The 23,351-nt window shown below is 65.5% G+C and carries 19 protein-coding genes; 10 read left to right on the forward strand and 9 right to left on the reverse strand.

Annotated elements, in window-relative coordinates:
• Window positions 1-27: 27 nt before the first annotated feature.
• The 9 genes from MRBLWH10_RS16735 to dnaA all read right to left on the reverse strand — a co-directional run bounded on the left by MRBLWH10_RS16735 (window position 28) and on the right by dnaA (window position 12,894).
• Window positions 28-432, reverse strand: a complete 405-nt coding sequence (locus MRBLWH10_RS16735; protein WP_105673400.1) for a DUF3566 domain-containing protein — start codon at window positions 430-432, stop codon at window positions 28-30.
• A complete protein-coding gene (gyrA, locus tag MRBLWH10_RS16740) occupies window positions 429-2,975 on the reverse strand; it encodes a DNA gyrase subunit A (protein WP_341940791.1) in 2,547 nt (848 codons plus the stop codon). Before gyrA ends, MRBLWH10_RS16735 begins: the two co-directional genes overlap by 4 nt.
• Before the next feature lie 170 nt (window positions 2,976-3,145).
• Window positions 3,146-5,221 carry a DNA topoisomerase (ATP-hydrolyzing) subunit B gene (gene gyrB, locus MRBLWH10_RS16745; protein ID WP_105673398.1) on the reverse strand — a complete coding sequence of 692 codons (2,076 nt, stop codon included), beginning with the start codon at window positions 5,219-5,221 and terminating at the stop codon, window positions 3,146-3,148.
• 119 nt (window positions 5,222-5,340) lie between these two features.
• Window positions 5,341-5,838, reverse strand: coding sequence for a DciA family protein (locus tag MRBLWH10_RS16750; RefSeq protein ID WP_341940792.1), 498 nt, complete (start codon window positions 5,836-5,838; stop codon window positions 5,341-5,343).
• Window positions 5,831-6,994, reverse strand: a complete 1,164-nt coding sequence (recF, locus tag MRBLWH10_RS16755; protein WP_105673396.1) for a DNA replication/repair protein RecF — start codon at window positions 6,992-6,994, stop codon at window positions 5,831-5,833. The genes MRBLWH10_RS16750 and recF overlap by 8 nt, the downstream gene beginning before the upstream one ends.
• A gap of 89 nt (window positions 6,995-7,083) precedes the next feature.
• Window positions 7,084-8,898 carry an amidase family protein gene (locus tag MRBLWH10_RS16760; RefSeq protein ID WP_341940793.1) on the reverse strand — a complete coding sequence of 605 codons (1,815 nt, stop codon included), beginning with the start codon at window positions 8,896-8,898 and terminating at the stop codon, window positions 7,084-7,086.
• Window positions 8,899-8,945: 47 nt separating this feature from the next.
• On the reverse strand, window positions 8,946-9,671 hold the full coding sequence (locus MRBLWH10_RS16765; RefSeq protein ID WP_341940794.1) for a cohesin domain-containing protein: 726 nt from the start codon (window positions 9,669-9,671) through the stop codon (window positions 8,946-8,948).
• Window positions 9,672-9,821: 150 nt separating this feature from the next.
• Entirely contained in the window at window positions 9,822-10,964 is a 1,143-nt protein-coding gene (gene dnaN, locus MRBLWH10_RS16770; RefSeq protein WP_341940795.1) for a DNA polymerase III subunit beta, read from the reverse strand.
• 538 nt (window positions 10,965-11,502) lie between these two features.
• Entirely contained in the window at window positions 11,503-12,894 is a 1,392-nt protein-coding gene (gene dnaA / locus MRBLWH10_RS16775; protein WP_105673394.1) for a chromosomal replication initiator protein DnaA, read from the reverse strand.
• 318 nt (window positions 12,895-13,212) lie between these two features.
• Between dnaA and rpmH the strand changes: the two genes are divergently transcribed.
• The 10 genes from rpmH (at window position 13,213) to MRBLWH10_RS16825 (ending at window position 23,340) form a co-directional block, all read left to right on the forward strand.
• A complete protein-coding gene (rpmH, locus tag MRBLWH10_RS16780) occupies window positions 13,213-13,350 on the forward strand; it encodes a 50S ribosomal protein L34 (protein ID WP_045257399.1) in 138 nt (45 codons plus the stop codon).
• A gap of 6 nt (window positions 13,351-13,356) precedes the next feature.
• Window positions 13,357-13,701, forward strand: coding sequence for a ribonuclease P protein component (gene rnpA / locus MRBLWH10_RS16785; protein WP_105673393.1), 345 nt, complete (start codon window positions 13,357-13,359; stop codon window positions 13,699-13,701).
• Window positions 13,698-14,048, forward strand: coding sequence for a membrane protein insertion efficiency factor YidD (gene yidD, locus MRBLWH10_RS16790; RefSeq protein ID WP_223585472.1), 351 nt, complete (start codon window positions 13,698-13,700; stop codon window positions 14,046-14,048). The genes rnpA and yidD overlap by 4 nt, the downstream gene beginning before the upstream one ends.
• Before the next feature lie 3 nt (window positions 14,049-14,051).
• A complete protein-coding gene (gene yidC, locus MRBLWH10_RS16795; protein ID WP_341940796.1) occupies window positions 14,052-15,131 on the forward strand; it encodes a membrane protein insertase YidC in 1,080 nt (359 codons plus the stop codon).
• Complete coding sequence (locus tag MRBLWH10_RS16800; protein WP_105673390.1) at window positions 15,128-15,619, forward strand: R3H domain-containing nucleic acid-binding protein; 492 nt, start codon at window positions 15,128-15,130, stop codon at window positions 15,617-15,619. Before yidC ends, MRBLWH10_RS16800 begins: the two co-directional genes overlap by 4 nt.
• A gap of 28 nt (window positions 15,620-15,647) precedes the next feature.
• Window positions 15,648-16,271, forward strand: coding sequence for a 16S rRNA (guanine(527)-N(7))-methyltransferase RsmG (gene rsmG, locus MRBLWH10_RS16805; RefSeq protein ID WP_341940797.1), 624 nt, complete (start codon window positions 15,648-15,650; stop codon window positions 16,269-16,271).
• Window positions 16,272-19,549: 3,278 nt separating this feature from the next.
• Window positions 19,550-20,425 (forward strand): ParA family protein, encoded by an 876-nt coding sequence (locus MRBLWH10_RS16810; RefSeq protein ID WP_341940798.1) that lies wholly within the window; start codon window positions 19,550-19,552, stop codon window positions 20,423-20,425.
• Entirely contained in the window at window positions 20,425-21,396 is a 972-nt protein-coding gene (locus MRBLWH10_RS16815) for a ParB/RepB/Spo0J family partition protein (protein WP_223585475.1), read from the forward strand. Before MRBLWH10_RS16810 ends, MRBLWH10_RS16815 begins: the two co-directional genes overlap by 1 nt.
• A 118-nt stretch (window positions 21,397-21,514) precedes the next feature.
• On the forward strand, window positions 21,515-22,957 hold the full coding sequence (locus MRBLWH10_RS16820; protein WP_105677490.1) for a sugar porter family MFS transporter: 1,443 nt from the start codon (window positions 21,515-21,517) through the stop codon (window positions 22,955-22,957).
• A 47-nt stretch (window positions 22,958-23,004) separates the two neighbouring features.
• The gene (locus MRBLWH10_RS16825) at window positions 23,005-23,340 is read left to right on the forward strand and encodes a tryptophan synthase subunit alpha (RefSeq protein ID WP_105677492.1); all 336 of its coding nucleotides are present in this window, start codon (window positions 23,005-23,007) and stop codon (window positions 23,338-23,340) included.
• Window positions 23,341-23,351 lie beyond the last annotated feature (11 nt).

Below are 23,351 nucleotides of genomic sequence, written 5' to 3' on the forward strand. Positions count from 1 at the left end.
GCATCCGCCCTTCGTTCTCTGTGAAGATCAGTTCGACATGAAGCCGACGAGCAGTCCGCCCGTGACCTTGACCGCCAGGTTGTAGATGCCGGCGACGACGGCGCCGAGCACCGTCACGACGATCAGATTGAGGATCGACACGACCGCGGCGAAGGCCATGACCTGCGGGAGGCCGGCGACCTCCGACAGACGGACGCTGTTGTCGGTGAAGCTCGAGACGAAGCCGTCGACCTGAGCGAGGACGTTGGTCGCCTGCAGCACCATGTAGATCAGGAAGAACGACACCATGGTGACGATCGCGAGCGCGACGGCCGCCAGGAAGGAGAGCTTCACGGCCGACCAGAAGTCGATGTAGACCAGGCGCAGGCGGACCTGCTTGCCGCTGGTCTTGCGCGTGGACTTCTTCGCCAGCTTGTCGGCTACTGTGCTCATGCGTTTTCCTCAGGGGTGTCTGTCGTCTCGGGAGCCGCGGGGTCGGCATCCGTCTCGGCCTCGTCCTCGCCGAGTCCTCGTTCGCCGTTGCGGGCGATCGCGAGGATGCGGTCTGCGTCCGTGGTCCGTGCGAACACCACTCCCATGGTGTCGCGGCCCTTTGCGGGGACCTCGGCCACGGCAGAGCGTACCACCTTGCCGCTGGACAGAACCACCAAGACCTCGTCGTCCTCCGCGACCATCAGACCACCCGCGAGAGTGCCCCGATCGTCGTTCAGCTTGGCGACCTTGATGCCGAATCCGCCGCGTCCCTGGACCCGGTACTCGTCGATCGCGGTGCGCTTCGCGTAGCCGCCGTCGGTGACCACGAACACGTACTGGCCGGGGGCGGCGACGGATGCCGAGAGCAGGCTGTCGCCGTCGCGGAACTTCATTCCCTTGACGCCGGCGGTCGCACGGCCCATCGGGCGGAGCGCCTCATCGGTCGCGCTGAAGCGGACCGACATGCCCTTGCGGCTGATCAGCAGGATGTCGTCCTCGGCGTTCACCATGAGCGCCGAGACCAGCTCGTCGTCGTCGTTCAGACGGATCGCGATGACCCCGCCCTGACGGTTGGTGTCGTAGCTCGACAGGCTCGTCTTCTTGACCAGGCCGTTGCGCGTCGCGAGCACCAGGTACTCGGCGACCTCGTAGTCGCGGATGTCGAGGATCTGCGCGATCTTCTCGCCCGGCTGCAGCGCGAGCAGGTTCGCGACGTGCGTGCCCTTCGCGTCGCGCCCCGACTCCGGCACCTCGTAGGTCTTGGAGCGGTAGACGCGACCCTTGTCGGTGAAGAACAGCAGCCAGTGGTGCGTCGTCGTCACGAAGAAGTGCTCGACGATGTCATCCGCCCGCAGCTGCGCGCCCTTGATGCCCTTGCCGCCGCGGTGCTGCGAACGGTAGTTGTCGCTGCGCGTGCGCTTGATGTACCCGTCACGGGTGACGGTGACGACCATCTCCTCCTCGGCGATGAGGTCTTCCATCGAGACGTCGCCGTCGAAGCCGTGCAGGATGTGCGTCCGACGGTCGTCACCGAAGCGGTCGACGATGCCGGTGAGCTCCTCGCGGATGATGTCGCGCTGCAGCGCCTCGTCGGCGAGGATCGCGTTGTACTGCGCGATGAGCTTCTCGAGCTCCTCGGCCTCGTCGAGGATCTTCTGCCGCTCCAGAGCCGCAAGACGACGCAGCTGCATCGACAGGATGGCGTCGGCCTGATCGTCATCGATGTCGAGCAGCGCCTTCAGCCCCTCGCGTGCCTCGTCGACCGTGGGGGAGCGGCGGATGAGCGCGATGACCTCGTCGAGCGCGTCGAGCGCCTTCAGGTACGCACGCAGGATGTGCATGCGCGCCTCGGCCTTGGCCAGGCGGAAGCGGGTGCGACGGACGATGACCTCGAGCTGGTGGGTGATCCAGTTCGTCACGAACCCGTCGATCGCGAGGGTGCGCGGCACCCCGTCGACGATCGCGAGCATGTTCGCGCCGAAGTTCTCCTGCAGCTGCGTGTGCTTGTAGAGGTTGTTCAGCACGACCTTGGCGACGGCATCCCGCTTGAGGACGACGACGAGACGCTGACCCGTGCGGTCGGAGGATTCGTCGCGGATGTCGGCGATGCCGGTGATCTTGCCGTCACGGGCGAGGTCGCCGATCTTCACCGCGACGTTGTCGGGGTTGACCTGGTACGGGAGCTCGGTGATGACGAGGCAGGTGCGACCCTGGATCTCCTCGACGTTGACGACGGCGCGCATCGTGATCGAGCCGCGACCGGTGCGGTACGCCTCGTGAACGCCCTTGGTGCCGAGGATCTGCGCGCCGGTCGGGAAATCAGGACCGGGGATGCGCTGGATCAGTCCCTCGAGGAGCTCCTCACGGGAGATGCCGGGGTTGTCCAGCGCCCAGAGAGCCGCGGCGGAGATCTCGCGGAGGTTGTGCGGCGGGATGTTGGTGGCCATGCCGACCGCGATGCCGACCGAACCGTTGACGAGCAGGTTCGGGAAGCGGGCGGGGAGGACCGTCGGCTCCTGGGTCTGACCGTCGTAGTTGTCGGTGAAGTCGACCGTGTCCTCTTCGATGTCGCGCACCATCTCGAGCGCGAGCGGGGCCATCTTGGTCTCGGTGTACCGGGGGGCTGCGGCGCCCATGTTGCCGGGGGAGCCGAAGTTGCCCTGGCCGAGGGCCAGCGGATACCGCAGCGACCACGGCTGCACCAGACGGACGAGGGCGTCGTAGATCGCCGAGTCGCCGTGCGGGTGGTACTGACCCATGACCTCGCCGACGACGCGCGCGCACTTCGAGAACGACTTGTCGGGGCGGAATCCGCCGTCGTACATGCCGTAGATCACGCGGCGGTGCACCGGCTTGAGGCCGTCGCGCACGTCGGGGAGCGCGCGGCCGACGATCACGGCCATCGCGTAGTCGAGGTAGCTGCGCTGCATCTCCGACTGCAGGTCGACCTGGTCGATCTTGCCGTGTTCGTGTTCCGGCTCGGGGCGGATGTCGTCAGTCATGGTTCTCGTTCGATTCTTTTGTGGCTACCGGACTCCGGGATGCCGCTTCGCTCGCAGAGCGGGGATCCTCCCGCTTCGCGGGCCCTCCCGATGCTCGCTCCGCGGCATCCCTGCGTCCTCACGTCATGCGTGGCGGTAGCCTCCGATTCGCGTGTGTGTGTATGTGGGGATCAGATGTCGAGGAAGCGGACGTCCTTGGCGTTGCGCTGGATGAAGCTGCGTCGGGACTCGACGTCCTCACCCATCAAAACGCTGAAGATCTCGTCGGCCGCCGCGGCGTCCTCGATGGTGATCTGCTGGAGCGTACGCGTGGAGTGATCCATCGTGGTCTCCCACAGCTCCTTCGGGTTCATCTCGCCGAGACCCTTGTAGCGCTGGATGCCGGCATCCTTCGGGATGCGCTTGCCGTTGTCGAGGCCGTGCTTGAGCAGGGCGTCGCGCTCGGCGTCGCTGAAGACGTACTCGTGAGCCGAGTTCGACCACTTCAGGCGGTACAGCGGCGGCATCGCGAGGTAGACGAATCCCGCCTCGATGAGTCCGCGCATGTAGCGGAACAGCAGCGTCAGCAGCAGCGTCGTGATGTGCTGGCCGTCGACGTCGGCATCCGCCATCAGCACGATCTTGTGATACCGCGCCTTCTCGATGTCGAACTCCTCGCCGATGCCCGTGCCGAAGGCCTGGATCATCGCCTGGACTTCCTTGTTGCCCAGGGCCTTGTCGAGACGCGCGCGCTCGACGTTGAGGATCTTGCCGCGCAGCGCCAGGATCGCCTGGGTGTGCGGGTCGCGACCCTGCACGGCCGAACCACCTGCGGAGTCACCCTCGACGAGGAAGATCTCGCTGATCGACGGGTCCTTGCTCGTGCAGTCCTTGAGCTTGTCGGGCATCGCGGCCGACTCGAAGACGCTCTTGCGACGGGCCGTCTCACGCGCCTTGCGGGCGGCGAGACGAGCGGTCGCGGCGTCGATGGCCTTGCGGATGACGTTCTTCGCCTGGTTCGGGTTGCGTTCGAACCAGTCGCCGAGCTGGTCGCCCACGACCTTCTGCACGAAGGCCTTCGCCTCGGTGTTTCCGAGCTTGGTCTTGGTCTGACCCTCGAACTGCGGCTCGCCGAGCTTGATCGAGATGACCGCGGTCAGCCCCTCGCGGACGTCGTCTCCGGAGAGGTTGTCGTCCTTCTCCTTGATGATGTTGTTCGCCCTGGCGTACTTGTTCACGAGGGTGGTCAGCGCCGCACGGAAGCCCTCCTCGTGCGTGCCGCCCTCGTGGGTGTTGATCGTGTTCGCGTAGGTGAACACGTTCTCGGTGTACGAGGTGGTCCACTGCATCGCGACCTCGAGGGAGATCTTGCGCTCCGTGTCCTCCGACTCGAAGGCGATGATCTCGTCGTTGACGACCTCGGCGTGACGCACCCGGTTCAGGTACTCCACGTAGTCGACGAGTCCGCGCTCGTAGAAGAACACGTCGTTCGGCTGCTTCGTGACGGCCTGCCCGTCCTCCTCCGTCTCGTACGCGGAGTCGGGCCGCTCGTCGCTCAGCTCGATGCGGAGTCCCTTGTTCAGGAACGCCATCTGCTGGAAGCGGGTGCGGAGCGTGTCGTAGTCGAAGTCGACCGTCTCCTGGAAGATCTCGGCATCCGGCCAGAACGTGATGCTCGTTCCGGTCTCGTCTGTCGCCTCGCCCTTCTCGAGCTGCTGCTGCGGCACGCCGCCGTTCGCGAAGCTGTGGCGCCAGGCGAAGCCCTTCTGCTTGACCTCGACGTCGAAGCGCGTGGAGAGCGCGTTCACCACCGAGGAGCCGACGCCGTGCAGACCGCCGGAGACGGCATAGGCGCCGCCGCCGAACTTTCCGCCGGCGTGCAGGATCGTGAGGACGACCTCGACGGTCGACTTCGACGGGTCGGACGAGTGCGGGTCGACGGGGATGCCGCGGCCGTTGTCGACGACGCGGACTCCGCCGTCGCCCAGCAGCGTCACGAAGATCGTGTCGGCGTACCCGGCCAGCGCCTCGTCGACGGAGTTGTCGACGATCTCGTACACCAGGTGGTGCAGACCACGCGGACCCGTGGACCCGATGTACATGCCGGGGCGCTTGCGGACCGCCTCGAGACCCTCGAGGATCTGGATCGAATCCGCGCCGTACTCACCGGGCTGCTGCGCCTTGGGTGCGGGTGCAGTGGTGCCCTCGTTCTCGGGGGTTCCCCCGTTGGTCGATTCCGTCTCGTCAGCAGGGGATTCAGGCGTCATCAGAGGGCATTCTCCACATCGATATTACGAACTCCCATTCTAAGGGGTTTTCGTCTCGATATGTGCGCTAGAACGCCGTGTGTGCCCTTCTGAGCGATTCGGACCCCATATCTGGTCCCCTACCCGTAGGTATCGCGTGGACCCCGCCCTGGAACGGCTCTGGGACCCCATTTCCAAGAGGGGACGTCCGGTCCGATGAAGCGGAGGTTCTGGACGCCGGCATCCGGGTACCTCCTGCCGATCTCGGTCAGGATGGTCGCCCGCATGTACTGGAGGTTCTTCGCCCACGCCGTCGAGTCGCACTTCACGGTGAGGAGCCCGCGCTCGAGAGACACCGGTTCGGAGTGCTTGGCCGTGTCGGACCCGGCGAGCTCGGCCCACTGCAGCACCAGGTCTTCACGGGCCAGGGTCGTCTGCCAGCCGGAATCACGGGTGAGCTTGTCGAGCACCGCGCCGAGCGAACCGGGGTCGCGACCCGGCGTGAACGGCGCGTTCTCGTCGTCGTCCGCGATGCGCCGCTTGCGCTTCCAGTTCTTCGCGCTGGGCTTGAGGCCCCGCAGCCGCAGATAGGTGGCGACGGTCTCCGGAGTGTCGGATGCCGCGGCGATGTCAGTCATGGCTCTCCTCCCGCTCGTCGCTGATGGTCCCTGCGGTGATGCGCACCACGTGCGCGTGCAGCACCTCGGGGATATCCTCCTCCACGGCCGCGGTGACCACCACCTGCTCGTAACCGGACGTGAGGGAGGCCAGCCGTTGACGCCGATCGGCGTCGAGCTCGGCGAACACGTCGTCGAGGATCAGCACGGGGTCCCCCGCGGGCGATTCGTTGCGGAGCAGCTCGGCCGAGGCGAGACGCAGGGCGAGGGCGACCGACCAGGACTCTCCGTGCGAGGCGTAGCCCTTCACCGGTAGGTCGCGGACGCGGAGGACGAGGTCGTCGCGATGCGGTCCGGTCAGGGTGAGTCCGCGATCGAGTTCCTGCGTGCGCTTGGCCGCGAGAGACGCGCGGAACATCTCCGATATATCGCCGGTGGTCTCCGTGACGGCATCGTCCTGCCCGTCTTCGGGGTCGCCTCCGCGCACGGAGAGCGCCCATTCCAGCTGGGGACGGTGGTCGGCGCCGGCGATCGCCGCGTATGCATCGGCCACGGGCTGCTGCAGATCGGTCGCGAGCCGCTGGCGCGCGACGATGATCTCCGAACCGAGGGAGACCAGCTTGTCGTCCCAGACATCCAGGGTCGTGAGGGCCTCCCCGCGGATGCCGCGGGCCCGCGCCGATTTCAGCAGTGCGGTGCGCTGCTTGAGCACGCGGTCGTAGTCGGCGAGCACGGCGGACATGCGGGGCGTGCGCTGGATGAGGAGCTGATCGGCGAATCGGCGCCGCGACGAGGGGTCGCCGCGGACGATCTGCAGATCCTCCGGCGCGAACAGCACCACGTGGGCGTACCGCGGCAGCTCGCTGGTCTTCGACGGCGACCCGTTGATGCGCGCCTTGTTGGATCCCTGCCTGTTCAGCTGGACCTCGGCGAGGACCTTGCGCTCTCCGTGGGAGAGCCGGGCGCGGATGATCGCGAACTCCTGGCCGTCGCGCACCATCGGCGCATCCGACGACACCCGATGCGAACCGAGCGTGGCCAGGAACACGACCGCTTCGGCCAGATTCGTCTTGCCCTGTCCGTTGCGGCCGACGAGCACGTTCGGTCCGCGGTGGAGGGTGAGTTCTGCGGTCGCGTAATTGCGGAAATCGACCAGACTCAGGTGCTCCACAATCACGGAGTCAGCCTAGTCGCCCCTACTGACAGCGACTCCGGATGCTGCGCGGCGGCCGCCCCGACCTCGGCCAGGGCGACCGCCGCGCTCGATCACGGAAGCGGTCCGTACAGCGCGGGCGCCGTCCGGGCCGACGTCGCCTGCTCGAATGCGTACGCGAGGCCGAGCAGCGGTCCCTCGCCGAAGTCCCTCCCGAGAAACTCGAGGTTGACTCCGCTGCCCGGTGCCGTCTCGCCCGCGACCGTCTGCCCCATCGGCACCGTGACGGCCGGCATTCCGGTGTTCGGGCTGAGGCGCATGTTCGTGCCCTGCGTCCCGTACGCGTTCGTGCTCGGGTAGATGACCGCGTCGAGGTCGAGGTCGTCCATCATCGTCGTGACGAGCTCCTTGCCCGCCGCGAGCTGGAGCGTGTGCGATCCGCTCGGCCCGGCCCAGGCGTCGTAGACCTGTGGGGTCACCGCGGCGCGCGCGTCGTAGACCGACTTCCGCGACGTGACGTAGTTCCCCGTCGCGAGGATGTCGGGGAGTGTGCGCGCCTGGACATCCGGCCCGAGATGGGTGGCGATGTACTCGTCGAGGTCGTGCAGGAACTCGTTCGTGGACCCCGATCCTTCATTCAGCACCGCGGCGAAGCCCTGGGGCGGAGTGACCGGCACGACCGTCGCGCCCTGGGCCTCGAGTGCCGCCTTCGCCTGAGCGAACAGGCGGACCGTTCCCGGGTTGGATCCCACCATCGACTCCACGTAGCCGATGCGGGCGCCGGCGAGAGCGGTCGGGTCGAGGAACGACGTATAGGAATCCGGAACGAGGCCGGTCTGACGCGCGGTCACGGGATCCGCTTCGTCGACGCCCACCACGGCGTCGAGTGCAACGGCCGCGTCCATGACGGAGCGGGCCATCGGACCGCCGGTGTCCTGGGAGAGTGCGAGCGGGATGATCCCGTCGCGACTGGCGAGCCCCACGGTGGGCCGCACGCCGACGAGCTGGTTGTACGACGACGGGACGCGGATCGAGCCGCCCGTGTCAGTGCCGAATCCGACGGCGGCCAGGTTCGCCGAGACCGCCGCACCGGTTCCGCCGCTGGATCCACCGGCCGTGCGTGTCGTGTCATACGGACTCGCCACCAGCAGCGTCGACCCCGGCGCCTGGAAGGACGAGAACTCCGAGACGAATCCGTACGCGAACTCATCGAGACTCGCCTTGGCGAGGATCACGGCGCCGTCGGCTCTCATGCCACGGATCATCGCGGCATCCGTCGACGTCTGGTTCGTGTTCCAGCATCCGCAGCCGCCGGTGGTGACCATGTCGATCGTGTCGTAGTTGTCCTTTACCGCGATGGGGACCCCCAGCAGCATGCTCGTCATACCTTGCGTTCGTCGCGTCTCGTCCGCCGCGGCCGCCGCCTCCAGGGCATGCGCGCTCACCGTGATGATCGAGTTGAGGGGGCGGGATCCGCCCGGCACCACCACGCGGTCGTAGGCGGCGATCCGATCCAGGTACTCCTGGGTGATCTCCACCGACGTGACGACTCCGGCGTTCATCGCGGCCTGCATGTCGACGAGCGATGCCTCGACGAGCTCGAAGGGTCCGTCGTCGTAGATGATCCGGTGAGAGAGCGCCGACAGATCCGTGATCGTCAGCTCCTCGTCGTGGTCGACGTCCAGAAGTGAGAGTCGCGCCCAGTCCGGTGAACCCGACGTGATTCCGAGCGCGGCAGCGGCGACCCCGAGATCCTCCGTCGTCACTCTGGCATCGCCGGTGACGTCGAGCGCGGTGTAGTACGGCGCCAGCATGGGCGCCGCGGGTGCCGTCGCTGCGCCGGCAGCGGTCGAGAACGCTCCCGTCGCGACGACCAGTGTCGCGGCGATCGCGACGGTCGAACCGACTCGGATGGCGGTGGTTTTCACAATCGTGCCTCTCATGGTCTCTGCGTGCGTGCGGTGTCTCTGCGTGGTCACCGTGTCCTCCGTCGGAAGACGAACACGCTGCCGATGACGATGGCTGCGACGGCGACGCCGCCCATCACGAGCCAGGGGGCGGCATCCGCTCCGGTGGACGCGAGATCCTCACCCGTCTGGGGAGAACCGCCGCCCGTGCCCGTGCCTGATCCGCTGCCCGATGCTCCCGCACCGCCGGTTCCGGTGCCGGGGTTCTCGGTGGCCGCGATGGTGACCGACGCGGTGGTTCCCTCGGCGGTCGTGTCGATCGCCGTGGTGCCTCCGGCGGAGTCGACGATCTGGCCCGAAGCGAGAACGATCCGGGCATCTCCGGCGGCTCGCGCGGTGAAGCGGAGCGAGACGAGTGTCTGCGTCCCCGTCAATCCAGGAGACGTGCCGAGCCTCGACGCGACGGCGGTGATCTCCGTGCCGTCATCGGTCGCGGATCCGAAACCGCCCTCGGGCAGGATCGCGGTGTCGTCGACGTACTCGACGAGTTGCGGGTCGTAGCTCAGCGCCAACTGGTACGCGTAGGCGTCGACCACACCGGTGGCGGCGACGGTCACCGTGATGGTGTCGCCCACGTCGACCGAGGCTGGGTCGGCGGTCACGGTCATCGTGTCGTACGTCGCGTCGGCAGCGGATGCCGGGGCGGCTGAACCGATCAGGCTGACTGCGGATGCGAGGAGCGCGATGCTCGCCGCGAGGTATCGGGGTATGCGGACAGGGGGATTTTCCGGCATGCGAGTCGTCTTTCGTCGGGGAAGACGAGCGCGGCTGCACGGCTGTGCGGAGCAGCCGTGCTCTTTCGGGTACGGCTGACTCTCGCAGTCAGATGTTTCGGCTCGAGTGCGCGGCTATTTCCGGCACGTAACGGCGCAGAGCGGCAGAACTCAGCGCAGGAGAAGGTTCGGCTGGAGCAGGTACTTGAACGAGTCGAGTCCGGCCTGGTCGACCGAGGTCTGGCTGGTGATGAGCACCGGGCTCAGCTTGTTCGCGTTGTCGCTGGACGTGAACGTGACCCGCACGAACTCGCTCTTCACCGCGCCGAGCGCCTCGATGAGGTACTGCGGGTTGAGTCCGAGGGTGACCTCGTCGCCACCGTGCAGGATCGCGTCGACCGACTCCGATGCCCTGGCGTGCTCGCTGCCGGACGCGTCCATCGTCACGCTTTCGCTCGAGAAGGTGAAGCGCAGCGGAGCGGCACGGTCGAGCACGAGCGACACACGACGAACGGCCTCGATGAGGTCGGCGGTGTTGACGACCGCGTAGTGGTCGGTCTGCTCGGGGAAGAGGCGGCGGACCGGCGGGAAGTTGCCCTTGATCAGCAGCGACGTGACGGTCTTGTTGCCCGCGGTGAAGGCGATGATCTCGCGGTCGCCCGCTCCGGAGAACGCGACCTGGATCGTGCCGGCATGACCGAAGGTCTTGCCGACCTCGACGAGCGTGCGAGCAGGGACGAGCGCAGTGCTCTCGACCTCGGCGCCGTCCCACGGGACGTCGCGGAGCGAGACGCGGTACCGGTCGGTGGCCACGAGGCTGAGGATCTGGCCCGAGACCTCGAGCTGCACACCGGTGAGGACGGGGGTGACATCGTCGCGGGATGCCGCGAAGCCGACCTGCGAGATCGCGGTGCCGAAGTCGTCGGCCGGCACGACACCGGAGGAACCGGAGACCTCCGGGATCGACGGGTACTCCTCGACGGGCATGGCCGCGAGGGTGAATCGTGCAGAACCGCAGCTGACGGTGATCCCTCCGTCATCCTCGACGGCGATCTCGATCGGAGCGTTCGGGAGACGGCTGGCGATGTCGGAGAGCAGTCGGCCGTGCACGAGGATCGTGCCAGGCGTGTCGACGGTGGCCTCGATCGTGGTGCGGGCGGATGCTTCGTAGTCGAACGCCGAGAGCGTGAGACCGGATCCGTCGGCTTCGATCAGCACACCGGCGAGGATCGGCTGAGGGTTGCGCTGCGGGAGCAGCTTGACCACGAAGGAGACAGCCTCGCTGAAGACATCGCGGTTGACCTGAAACCTCACGGGTGCTCCTCGTCGTTTCTTGATGACTCGGTCGTTCTTGACAGCCACATCGTCGTCGAATGACAAGACGTGATCGCTCCTGCCGGTGCAGGGCTTCCCATGCTAGCCCCACAGTCGAACACTTCCCTACGACTTGTGATTCGCAGGGCCGCCGCGGCTTCTCCGCACCGTCTGGTGATCGGATCGCGCTTAAGACGGGTTAACTCCTTAACGGTGTTAACAGCTGTGGATACTGTGGATAACTCGGTGGAAAGCAGTCGCGAGTAAGGAACTACACGCTTGTCACTTGTGGAATCCCTGAGGAATCCGCGGGTTCGCAGCATCCGTCGACCTGTGGACACTCCCCTAGTTATCCACAGGTTCTCCCGTTAACCCCACATCCGTCCCGACCGAAACACGATTCATCCACAAGTTATCCACATGTGTGAAAACGTGATATCCGATCGCTCAGAGGGCTGTCAAGTCGGCAAAAAGGGGGACACAGCGTCCGAACGGATGCCGTGTCCCCCTTTTCGTCGGAAGACGTGTGTCGAGGCCGTCAGCGGCGGCCGAGCTGCGTGGTGATCTCCGTCACCTGGTTGTAGATCGAGCGCCGCTCCTTCATGAGCTCGCTGATCTTCTTGTACGCGTACATGACGGTGGTGTGGTCGCGGTTGCCGAACAGCTGCCCGATCTTCGGGAGCGAGAGGCTCGTGCGCTCACGGCACAGATACATGGCGATCTGCCGTGCGGTCGCGATCTGCTGCGATCGACTCGAGCCGTAGAGGTCGTCGACGGTGAGCTTGAAGTACTGCGCGGTGGCCGTGATGATGTCGGTCGGCGAGATGACGTTGTCCTCCGCCGTGTCCACGATGTCGCGCAGCACGGTCTGGGCGAGGGAGATGTCGAGCGCCGAGCGGTTGAGGCTCGCGAACGCCGAGACGCGGATGAGTGCGCCCTCCAGCTCGCGGATGTTGGAGGAGACGACGGTCGCGATGTACTCGAGGACCTCGTCGGGTATGTGGAGGGACTCGCTCTGCGCCTTCTTGCGGAGGATCGCGATGCGCGTCTCCAGGTCGGGAGCCTGCACGTCGGTGATCAGACCCCACTCGAAGCGGCTCCGCATCCGGTCCTCGAAGCCCGTGAGGAGCTTGGGCGCGACATCGCTGGTGATCACGACCTGCTTGTTGTGGTCGTGCAGCGTGTTGAAGGTGTGGAAGAACGCCTCCTGGGTCTCGGCGCGACCCTGCAGGAACTGGATGTCGTCGATGAGGAGGATGTCGACCTCGCGGTAGCGCGCCTGGAACGCGGCTCCGCGGTTGTTCGCGATCGAGTTGATGAAGTCGTTCGTGAACTCCTCGCTGGAGACGTATCTCACCTTCACCCCGGCGTAGAGGGACTGCGCGTAGTCGCCGATCGCGTGGAGGAGGTGGGTCTTGCCGAGCCCGGAGTCCCCATAGATGAAGAGCGGGTTGTAGGCCTTGGCCGGAGCCTCCGCGACAGCGACCGCTGCGGCATGGGCGAAGCGGTTGGACTGGCCGATCACGAAGTTGTCGAAGGTGTACTTCGGGTTCAGGCGCGATTCGTGGCGGAGCGGTGTGGGCTGCTCCATCGGCGACTCGGGGCGCTGAGACTCCTGACGCCCGTAGTCGGGGACCGCGATGGGTGCCGTCGGCTGCTCGGCGAGCTCGTGGTTCACCACGACCCGGTACGAGGTGACATCCTCGCCGACGTGGGCGAGGGCCTCCATGATCGGCAGCCGCAGACGCTTGTTGATCTGGGCGGCGGTGAGGTCGTTGGGCACCTCGAGATAGAGGGTCGCGGCCATGACGCCCGCCGGCACGGCGAGGCTGAGGAATCCCTGCAGCTGCGGCGTGACCCGGTCGTCCGCCTCCAGCAGATCCTGCACCGTGGTCCAGATCGGAACGTCGGGCTGGGCAGGTGAGGACATGACGCTCCGGGCAGGGGATCGAGGAGGGATGCTCGGAATCGCGTCCCCCCTGTGGATAACTTCGGATGCCACGGTAGTCACCTGGGCTGAGAACGGCAACCTGCCCTTGAAAATCCGCGGGCGTGTTGCGTCTCGCGAGGACGCACAGGTTGTGGATAATAGCTGTGCGGATCGTGGTCGCACCTTGGCCTCTGAGCGCGCAGATTTGCTCTGCGCGCCGTCAAGACGTACCCTTAGTCGGTTGACTTATGCCTGAACGGCAGTTCCCTATGTCTCCGGTCGAAATGGTTCCGGTGACAGCATTCCCGGAGTGATCCCATGAGCAAGCGCACCTTCCAGCCCAACAACCGCCGCCGCGCCAAGAAGCACGGTTTCCGTGCCCGCATGCGCACCCGTGCCGGCCGCGCGATCCTGTCGGCTCGCCGCGGGAAGGGCCGCGTCGAGCTCTCCGCGTAACCCGCTGTGCTCGCCCGCCCCTTTCGGTTGACCCGCGGGAGCGACTATCGACTGGTCGTTCGACGCGGATCCCGTTGTGGCGGGTCCCGAGTCGTGACGTCCATGTTGTCGACGGGCGAGAGCAGAGCCGCGAGGTTCGGATTCATCATCAGCAAGCAGGTGGGTGGCGCCGTGGTGCGCAACACCGTCCGTCGCAGACTCAAAGCAGTCTGCGCTGAGGCCCTGCCGCTGGTTCCAGAGGGCACGGATGTCGTCATCCGTGCCCTTCCTGCATCCGCGACGGCGAGCTACGCGGAGCTCAGCACCGAAGTGAACCGCTGTCTCGGACGCCTGAACCGGGTGACGGCATGAGCGCGCTTCCCGCCTCGTCGATCGGATCGGCGCACTTCGATGCGCATGACCTGATCCGCAGCATCCCGTTGATCCCTCGGAACCTCGTGCTCGGGTTCCTCACCGGATACCGCAGGGTGATCTCACCGATGTACGGCGACGTGTGCGCGTACTACCCCTCCTGTTCCGCCTACGCTGTAGGTGCGGTGCAACAGCACGGCGCCGCGCGGGGAACGCTCCTCTCGGCATGGCGCATCCTCCGCTGCAATCCCTGGACTCGCGGCGGCGTCGACGACGTTCGTCCGCATGAACACTTCCGCTACGACCTGACTTCACACGGTTTCGTCGTCCCTGCCCGAAAGGACTGAACAGTGGGTCTTGACCTCCTGCTCGCTGCGGCCACGCCGTCGCCGTCTCCGTCAGGAGCTGCGTCCGGCGGCTTCGACCTGCTCGGCACGATCCTCTGGCCGCTGAAGTGGCTCGTCGAGCTCGTGCTCGTCGCCTGGCACTGGCTCCTCACGACCGTCGGACTCCCCGCGGCATCCGGTCTGACCTGGGTGCTGTCGATCGTCGGACTCGTGATCGTCGTCCGCGCTGCTCTGATCCCGCTCTTCGTGAAGCAGATCAAGAGCCAGCGAAAGATGATGGAAATCGCTCCTGAACTGCGAAAAGTGCAGGAGAAGTACCGTGGCAAGAAGGACCAGCTCAGTCGTGAGGCGATGAGCCGCGAGACTATGGCGCTGTACAAGAAGCACGGCACGACGCCGATGTCGAGCTGTCTTCCGCTCCTCGTGCAGATGCCGGTGTTCTTCTCGCTGTACTCGGTGCTGAGCGACGTCAAGAAGCACGCCGAGGCCGGTCTGGGTGGTGTCGGTCTCCTCAGCCCGGAGCTGACGAAGGAGTTCTACGACGCCAAGCTCTTCGGTGTCGCGTCGCTGCACGAGACGCTCGGCAACGCGTGGGAGAACCAGAACACCACGGCGATCATCATCCTGGTCACGCTCGTCGTGCTCATGATCGGCTCGCAGTTCTTCACTCAGCTGCAGATCATCTCGAAGAACCTGTCGCCCGAGGCCAAGACCGGCCAGGCGTACCAGATGCAGAAGATCATGCTCTACATCCTGCCGCTGGGCTTCATCTTCTCGGGTGTCTTCTTCCCGCTCGGTGTGGTCGTGTACTGGTTCATCTCGAACCTGTGGACGATGGGTCAGCAGTTCCTGGTCATCCGTGAGATGCCGACGCCCGGTTCTGAAGCGGCGAAGGCCCGCGAGGAGCGACTGGCCCGCAAGGGCAAGGCGATCGACTCTTCCGGCAAGGTCGTTCCCATGGCGGTGTTCGAGGCGGAGCAGCAGCGTCTCGTCGAAGAGGTCGAGAAGGCCAAGGCCGAAGCCCCGAAGAGGCAGCAGCCCGTGGGTAAGAAGCGTGCGAAGAAGAAGGGATCCGGCGCATGAGCGAGAACCTGACCGAGGCGGTCGAGCCGACCGTCGCTCAGCTGGAGAACGAGGGCGACGTTGCTGCCGACTACCTCGAGGAGCTGCTGGACATCGCCGACATCGACGGTGATCTGAACCTCGACGTTCGTCAGGGCCGCGCCTATGTGTCGGTCGAGGCGGAGGGCGATGGTCTGTCGCTGCTCTCGGCCCCCGACACCGTGCAGGCTCTGCAGGAGCTGACCCGCCTGGCCGTGCAGAACAAGACCGGTGCGTTCTCGCGCCTGATCCTCGACATCGGCGGTTCGCGCGACACGCGTCGTCGTCAGCTCGAGACGCTCGTGAATGCCGCCGCCGCCAAGCTGGACGATGGGGCATCACAGGCCTCCCTGCCGGCGATGTCGAGCTACGAGCGCAAGCTCGTCCACGATATTGCCGCTGATCAGGGTCTTGTCTCGGAGTCGTACGGTGAGGGCGCGGATCGCCACACCGTACTGCGTCGTCGCTGAGACCTCACGTGATTCTGCGAGTCCAGTCATGAGTGACGTAGAGGTCGAGCCCGCGATCGCGGCCGAGCTGTTCGGCGATCGCCTCGATGTCGCCCGTTCCTTCACCGAGGCCCTTGCGCGTGAGGGGGAGGAGCGAGGTCTGATCGGCCCGCTGGAGCTCCCTCGCCTCTGGACGAGGCACATTCTGAACAGTGTGATCGCCGCACCGCTGTTCCACGGTTCGGTTGCGGACATCGGATCCGGCGCCGGCCTGCCCGGTGTGGTTCTCGCGATCGCCCGTCCGGATGTGCAGTGGACGCTCATCGAGCCGATGGAGCGCCGCGTGACCTGGCTCAACGAGCAGGTGTCGTCACTGGGCCTCTCGAACGTAGAGGTGCTCCGCGCTCGTGCCGAGGACGTGCGCCGCCCAGAGGGTTTCGACGTCGTCACCGCCCGCGCGGTCAGCGCACTGCGAACGTTGATCCCGCTGACTGCACCCCTGGTGCGTGACGGAGGAGAGCTCACTCTCCTCAAGGGGCTCAACGCCGCGAACGAGATCGACGCGGCGCAGAAGCAGATAAAGAAGTTCCACCTGGCGGATGTGCGCGTTGAGGTCCTCGGAGAGGGCGTTCTCACCGAGACGACCCGGGTCGTTCGGGCTCGCGTTCGCTGATCAGCGTCGATGTTTCACGTGAAACATCGACGGCGTATGGGAGCTGCGGTTCTCGTCGGTGGAGGAACCACGGACTGCGTTTGGTCTTCCCCTGCTTTGACGGCCTAGGTACTTGCGGTGAATACCGGAGCTAGGTGAGTTGGCACCTTCCCTCGAGGGGCGTGATCGTCGCCTCGCGCTGCGGTCGAGTCCGATGGATGGCTGTGCGTCCCCGGTGCGCTGTGGGCCGGTTGAACTGGGGCAGAGCTCTTGCGTCGGTGTGACTCTTCCCAGGAATGCGTCTTCCGGAATGTTCCCGCTGCGGTTCGACGTGAGCTGCGCCCTGAGATGTTGACACTGGAAATCTCTGTCGCTGGGACTCGTGCTCGCTGGATAGACCTGCCACTGATGCGGGAGTCTTGGTTGTGGAACATGCACCTGGGGGTGATTGCTCCGCGTTGTCTACGGAACTGGCTCCAGTGGTGGGGAAGGAGGCGGCGTGGTGGAGGGGATACGCCGAGGATGTTTCACGTGAAACATCCTCGGTTCACGGTTGTTTGGCGCACGGCGTAGGCGTAGGCGTAGGCGTAGGCGTAGGCATAGGCATAGATGTGGTTCGGTACGCCAGTTCGGATGCTTCCGGTCGATGCTGTGTCCTCGTGCGCGGTTCGGGGATGACTGCGCGCGACGAGAGTGTTTCACGTGAAACGCCGATGATGCCGTCACGCATTGCTCAGAACTTTGTGCAAACGGCTATGGCTACCCAGCCGGCGGTTCAGTCTGGGCGTAGGCATATTCGTGAGCTTCGCGGAGGACGTAGGTAGTGAGTGTACGTTTCACCTGAAACAAGGGACGGCTCCTGCGAAGAGACGCGGTGTCGAGGCGAGTTTCACCGGACCTTGCTGAGCTCGTCTGATTGCGGGTGAACGTCCTCACACAGCGAAGAGAGCTCCTCTGAGAGGTGAGAGCCGCGCGCTTGCCGAAACTAGTGGATGCGGAAGAGGCGTGCGAAGCAGCCGCTCTGAGCTTCTCGAACGTGCTGTGGTGATGATGACGGCACCGCGGGAAGGAGTCCGCTACCACGACAGGGGATTCTGCCAACCTCGCAGCCAGGCTTTCGTCCAGTCGGCGCGGTGTGACTCACGTACAAACGTCGCACTCGGAGTGTTTCACGTGAAACATGGTCCACGCGTGCACACTACGGTTGCTCCGTTGCTGGTGAGGAACCCGCCCCAGTGTCCGAAGGATCAATGAGATCTTGGGGCGGTGGTCGTGTCTCGGAGTCTGTTCAACCCCGATCCGCAGCGGATTGGGAGTACGTGCATCGATGACCGCACCGTGCTCTGGTCGCCTGTGGGGTGTACCGATGCACGAAGGATCACCACTCGTTGACTGGCGCTGGGTACTGCGCGCGGGCGAACGTGGCTTCCATGAATAACAGTGGGGGAGGATAGTGAGTCTTGCCCACGAGGCGAGGTGCAGTCCGTAGGCCTATGTTTCACGTGAAACGCCGCGCCTGTCGAGGGTGATGGCCGGTGTTGGGAGAGCTCGTTCCCGTCTAGCGGGTTCAGTGTGTGATCTATGACAGGCGATGTGTGCCCCGTGGGTGAGTGGTGAGTGGTGAGTGGTGAGTGGTGAGTGGTGAGGCGTGAGGGTGAAGTGGCGACGGAATGGACGGTGGTGGGGCGTGCGGCACCGGATTGTGTGATTTTACGCGCGGTCACGTATCCGGTGTCCGCTGTCCCGATGGCCCCGTGGCCCCGTGGCCCCGTGGCCCCGTGGCCCCGTGGGCGAGCGGCGAGCGGCGAGAAGTGAGAAGTTGAGGCGTGAGAGGTGAAGTGGCGACGGAATGGACGGTGGTGGGGCGTGCGGCACCGGATTGTGTGGTCTTACGCGCGGTCACGTGTCCGGTGTCCGCTATCGGGTTGGTGGATGGCAGTGGTCGACGGCCGGTTTCCGGCTTGATGTGGGGAAGAAGGCAGTCCTGGCGGCTGTGGGAGATGGGTGAGATAGCGAGATCGACCACAGTTTCACGTGAAACAACGCACGAGTCATCCTTCTCCTCTGCGCCTCACGGACCCCAGATGATCCTGGCCGGAGCGGCGAACGTGGTGCGACTGCGTTGAGCATGTTGGCTGATGAGGTGACACTTCACGTGGGCCACCCCTCTGCCTTGCGTCTACCTAGTCGCAGAGGCCGACGATCAGCGTGACCAACGCCCCTCGAACGTGCGGAGGGGGAGTACTTGGCCAACGTTTCACGTGAGACGCTCTTGTGATCCCCCATCCAGTCCTCGTCCACAAGCTCCCAGATGCCCGGCCGGCAAGACGAACGTGACGCGACAGTACTGAAGATGGTGGCGCCGACCACCGTTTCATGCGGGACCGACTTGTTTTCCCCATCCACTCTTCGTCCACAGGCTCCCAGGTGACTCTGATCGGCGTGACGAGAGTGATGCGACAGGCCGAAGATGGTGGCGCTGGCCACCGTTTCACGTGAAACATCACATGAGCGCCCCTCTCTGCTTCACATCCATCTAGTCGCAGAGGCTGACGATCGGCGTGACCAACACCTTGCGGGAGTGCGAAAGGGGAGGAGCTGACCACCGCTTCAGGTGAAGCAATCTTGTGAGCGTCGCATATGCCCTTCGTCCAGGGCTCCCAGCAGCTGCCGATCGGCGTGACCGGCGTCATGGGACAGTGTGGAAGGAGTGGATCCGGCCCCGTTTCACGTGAAACATCACAAAGAGACACCTCGCTACTCTTCGTCCACACATTCCCAGATGTGGCGTCACGAACGCGATACGACAGTCCTGAAGAGCGGTGGATTCGTCCACCGTTTCACGTGAAACGCCACAGGATTCGCCCCTCGGCTCTCCATGCATCGACTCGCAGACGGAGTCGGCCAACGTGACGAATGTGATGCAAGAGCGCGTAGGGGAGTGGTGCCGCATCATGGCGTCACGAACGTCGATGCAACGCGAGCGCACGGACATGCACCTGCCGAGACTGGAGCGACGCCGCAGCCACAGGCATCGGTGGGCGCCCTGCTGCGAGCACACCTTGGCGCAGGCAGAGACTCCGATCTCGCCAGAGCAACACACCTGTCAGTGACTTCTCACCAAGACGAGCAGCTCTGAAGATAACCAGGACAGTCCAGAAAAACACAGAGAGTAGTCCCCAGGCCCTACATCTCCGCTCAGCCACGTCGCCTGTAGCGATTAGACTCGAACCCGGCCCCGAAAGGAGTGGATGTTTCACGTGAAACAATCCGAAAAGGCATCACCGAACACCTTCGGGATGGATACGCCGCTCGCGCGGGAGCTCGCCGACCTCTCTGCCCGCCGCAGGGTTCTCGAAGACGTCTCGATCGACTTCAGCGGTGACACCCGCATCCTCACCGTCTCGAACCAGAAGGGCGGCGTGGGCAAGACCACGACGGCGGTGAACATCGCCTCAGCCCTCGCAGGACTCGGCGCCAAGGTCCTCGTGATCGACCTCGACCCGCAGGGCAACGCGTCCACCGCCTTGGGGGTGCCCCACAGTGCGGAAGTCCCCAGCGTCTACGACGTGCTGATCGATGAGTTCCCTCTCGCAGACATCGTGCAGCAGAGCCCCGAGAACGAGAACCTCTTCTGCGCGCCGAGCACGATCCACCTCGCCGGCGCCGAGATCGAGCTCGTCGCCCAGGTCGCTCGTGAGCACCGACTGCGTCGTGCTCTGCTCGACTACCTCGAGAGCAACCCGATGGACTTCGTCATCATCGACTGCCCTCCGTCTCTGGGGCTGCTGACGATCAACGCCTTCACGGCGGCGTCCGAGGTCTTCATCCCCATCCAGTGCGAGTACTACGCCCTGGAAGGACTGAGTCAGCTGCTCGGGAGCATCCAGATGATCCAGAAGCACCTGAACCCCGGGCTGCACCTGTCGACCATCCTGCTCACGATGTTCGACGGACGCACCCGCCTCGCCCACCAGGTGGCCGAAGAGGTACGCACTCACTTCCCGACGCAGGTGCTCGACACCGTGATCCCGCGCTCGGTGCGGGTCTCGGAGGCGCCGAGCTTCGGACAGACCGTGATCGCCTACGATGGGCAGTCCGCCGGTGCGATCGCGTATCGCGAGGCCGCCGTCGAGATCGCGTCGCGCACAGCGGCGCAGAGCAAGGAGAAATGATGGCGAAGCGCACTGGGCTGGGTCGGGGGATCAGCGCCCTCATTCCCACCGCTGATCAGGCAGAGCGTCCGGTGGATGTGTTCTTCCCCGGGGCATCCATCAAGAAGGTCGAAGAGGCTGCAGCGCAGCCCGTCGAGGATGCCGCGCCCGAACTCGAGGCGATCCCCGGCATCCACCTGATCCAGATCGACCCGCACGAGATCGTTCCCAACCCTCGTCAGCCGCGCACGCACTTCGACACGGAGCACCTCGCAGAGCTCGTGCACAGCGTGCGCGAGTTCGGTGTCATGCAGCCCGTCGTCGTGCGCAGGAACAGCGAGGGAGCTTACGAGCTCATCATGGGCGAGCGCCGTACGCGTGCGGCCCGCGAGGCGGGACTCACGTCGATCCCCGCGGTCGTCCGCGAGACGGCCGATGAGGACCTGCTTCGAGACGCTCTGCTCGAGAACCTGCACCGGTCGGAGCTGAACCCCCTGGAAGAGGCATCCGCCTACCAGCAGCTGCTCGAGGACTTCGGCATCACGCAGGAGGAGCTCGCGACCCGTATCGGACGATCGCGTCCGCGCATCAGCAACACGATCCGTCTGCTCAAACTGCCCGTCCCCGTGCAGCAGCGCGTCGCCGCCGGTGTGCTGAGCGCCGGCCATGCCCGCGCCATCCTGAGTCTGGAGACGCCGGAGGCGATGCAGCGGCTCGCCGACAAGGTCGTCAACGAAGACCTGTCTGTCCGCGCGACCGAGGTCGCGGCGAAGACCGAGCCGTCCACGCCCGCTCGCACCGCGAAGCCGACTCCCGGCGCGCGCCGCGCGTACCTCGATGAGGTCGCTGGAAAGCTGGGTGACAGGCTCAACACCCGGGTGAAGATCAGCCTCGGTGCACGCAAAGGCCAGGTCACGATTGATTTCGCATCCATCCAGGATCTGAATCGCATCCTCGATGAGCTCGGTGAAGAGGGCTACGGCCGCAGCTGACGACCGCCGAGACCACGAAGAACCCCGCGCTGCAGAAACCTGTGGCGCGGGGTTCTTCGTTGTGCAAGTGTGTTGACCACCGACGCCGTCGCCGGTGGTCATGACGGAGGGTGGGATCATGGCTGGACACGGGGCAGTACCCCAGGAGGAATCGGTCTTCGACGACGAGGGCGACTCGAAGAGCGCAGGAGTGATCAGGATCGCCGTGGTCGCCGCGCTCGGTGGCTTCCTCTTCGGCTACGACAGCGCGGTCATCAACGGCGCGGTGTCGGCAGTCGAGAAGACCTTCGATGCGGATCCGGTGTCACTCGGGTTCGCCGTGGCATCCGCTCTGCTCGGCGCGGCCGTGGGCGCCCTGATCGCCGGAAGGATCGCCGACCGGGTCGGCCGACTCGCGGTCATGAAGATCGCCGCGGTGCTGTTCCTGATCTCCGCCGTGGTCGCCGGCCTCGCGCCCGACCTGTGGGTTCTCATCGTGGGGCGCGTGATCGGCGGTCTGGGTGTCGGCATGGCGTCGGTGATCGCCCCGGCCTATATCGCCGAGATCGCTCCCGCACGCATCCGCGGACGTCTCGCCTCGCTGCAGCAGCTCGCGATCGTCACCGGCATCTTCATCTCCCTGCTCGTGGACTTCCTGATCGCCACCGCTGCCGGCGGCTCCAACGAGCCGTTCTGGCTGGGCCTGGGCGCCTGGCAGTGGATGTTCCTCGCCATGGCCGTCCCGGCCGTCGTGTACGGCGGGCTGGCTCTGACGATCCCCGAGTCCCCGCGGTTCCTGGTGGCTCAGCATCGCGTGGACGAGGCCAGGGAGGTGCTGGCGAAGATGCTCGGCCCCGACAAGATCGAGACGACCGTCATCCGCATCCAGGCCACCATGGAGCGCACCACCAAGCCCTCCTGGGCCGACCTGCGCACCCCGACGGGCAAGATCGCCGGCATCGTCTGGGTGGGCCTGCTGCTGTCGATCTTCCAGCAGTTCGTCGGCATCAACGTGATCTTCTACTACTCGAACATCCTCTGGGAGGCCGTCGGCTTCGACGAGTCGCAGGCGTTCGTCATCACGGTGATCAGTGCGGTGATCAACATCCTGACGACGCTGATCGCGATCGCGACGGTCGACCGCTTCGGGCGCAAGCCGCTGCTCATCATCGGCTCGATCGGCATGACCGTGACGCTGGCGACCATGGCCGTGATCTTCGGCACGGCGCCGGTCGTCGACGGCACGCCGGTGCTCCAGGGAGCAGCGGGACCGATCGCCCTCATCGCGGCGAACCTCTTCGTGATCTCGTTCGGCATGTCGTGGGGCCCCGTGGTCTGGGTGCTGCTCGGCGAGATGTTCCCGAACCGCATGCGCGCCGCGGCGCTCTCGCTGGCCGCAGCCGGGCAGTGGATCGCGAACTGGGTCATCACGGTCTCGTTCCCGGGCCTCAAGGACGTCTCCCTGGGCCTCGCATACGGCCTCTACGCGACCTTCGCCCTGCTGTCGCTGCTGTTCGTGTGGCGGTTCGTGCAGGAGACGAAGGGCAAGTCCCTGGAGGACATGGGGGAGACCACGCGATGAGGAGCGGATGCCGCCCGGCATCCGCTCCCGCCACGTAGGCTGGAAGCATGACCGAGCACGTTCCCCGCCGCGCCAGCCTCGAAGTGCTGCGTGCGGAGGCGTCGGACGAGCTGGCCGTGCTGATCCAGGAGCGGCTCCTCGGGGGAGAGGACCCCTGGGAGTTCATGGAGGAGCTGCCCAGCGTCGACGAGCTCGTCGTGTACCTGCTGCGTGCCGACAACATCGCCGCGAACGACGGCGTGCGGCCGAGCGAGGCGCGTCACTACCGTGTCCTGCGGCAGATCGCACTGGAGTATCCGGAGCTGACGCCAGCCGTATGGGGCCTGCTCGACGAGAAGCAGCGTCACCGTCGGTGGGATCCGACAGTGGCAGACGCCTCCTGAGAGGCGCTCCG

Source organism: Microbacterium sp. LWH10-1.2 (assembly GCF_038397765.1).
GTDB classification, from domain to species: Bacteria; Actinomycetota; Actinomycetes; order Actinomycetales; family Microbacteriaceae; genus Microbacterium; species Microbacterium natoriense.

What these genes read in the sequence shown, in the direction of transcription:
- MRBLWH10_RS16735 (WP_105673400.1), bottom strand. Translation starts at nt 432, where the DNA reads ATGAGCACAGTAGCCGACAAGCTGGCGAAGAAGTCCACGCGCAAGACC.
- gyrA (WP_341940791.1), bottom strand. Translation starts at nt 2,975, where the DNA reads ATGACTGACGACATCCGCCCCGAGCCGGAACACGAACACGGCAAGATC.
- gyrB (WP_105673398.1), bottom strand. Translation starts at nt 5,221, where the DNA reads ATGACGCCTGAATCCCCTGCTGACGAGACGGAATCGACCAACGGGGGA.
- MRBLWH10_RS16750 (WP_341940792.1), bottom strand. Translation starts at nt 5,838, where the DNA reads ATGACTGACATCGCCGCGGCATCCGACACTCCGGAGACCGTCGCCACC.
- MRBLWH10_RS16765 (WP_341940794.1), bottom strand. Translation starts at nt 9,671, where the DNA reads ATGCCGGAAAATCCCCCTGTCCGCATACCCCGATACCTCGCGGCGAGC.
- dnaA (WP_105673394.1), bottom strand. Translation starts at nt 12,894, where the DNA reads ATGTCCTCACCTGCCCAGCCCGACGTTCCGATCTGGACCACGGTGCAG.
- rpmH (WP_045257399.1), top strand. Translation starts at nt 13,213, where the DNA reads ATGAGCAAGCGCACCTTCCAGCCCAACAACCGCCGCCGCGCCAAGAAG.
- yidD (WP_223585472.1), top strand. Translation starts at nt 13,698, where the DNA reads ATGAGCGCGCTTCCCGCCTCGTCGATCGGATCGGCGCACTTCGATGCG.
- MRBLWH10_RS16800 (WP_105673390.1), top strand. Translation starts at nt 15,128, where the DNA reads ATGAGCGAGAACCTGACCGAGGCGGTCGAGCCGACCGTCGCTCAGCTG.
- rsmG (WP_341940797.1), top strand. Translation starts at nt 15,648, where the DNA reads ATGAGTGACGTAGAGGTCGAGCCCGCGATCGCGGCCGAGCTGTTCGGC.
- MRBLWH10_RS16810 (WP_341940798.1), top strand. Translation starts at nt 19,550, where the DNA reads ATGGATACGCCGCTCGCGCGGGAGCTCGCCGACCTCTCTGCCCGCCGC.
- MRBLWH10_RS16815 (WP_223585475.1), top strand. Translation starts at nt 20,425, where the DNA reads ATGGCGAAGCGCACTGGGCTGGGTCGGGGGATCAGCGCCCTCATTCCC.
- MRBLWH10_RS16820 (WP_105677490.1), top strand. Translation starts at nt 21,515, where the DNA reads ATGGCTGGACACGGGGCAGTACCCCAGGAGGAATCGGTCTTCGACGAC.
- MRBLWH10_RS16825 (WP_105677492.1), top strand. Translation starts at nt 23,005, where the DNA reads ATGACCGAGCACGTTCCCCGCCGCGCCAGCCTCGAAGTGCTGCGTGCG.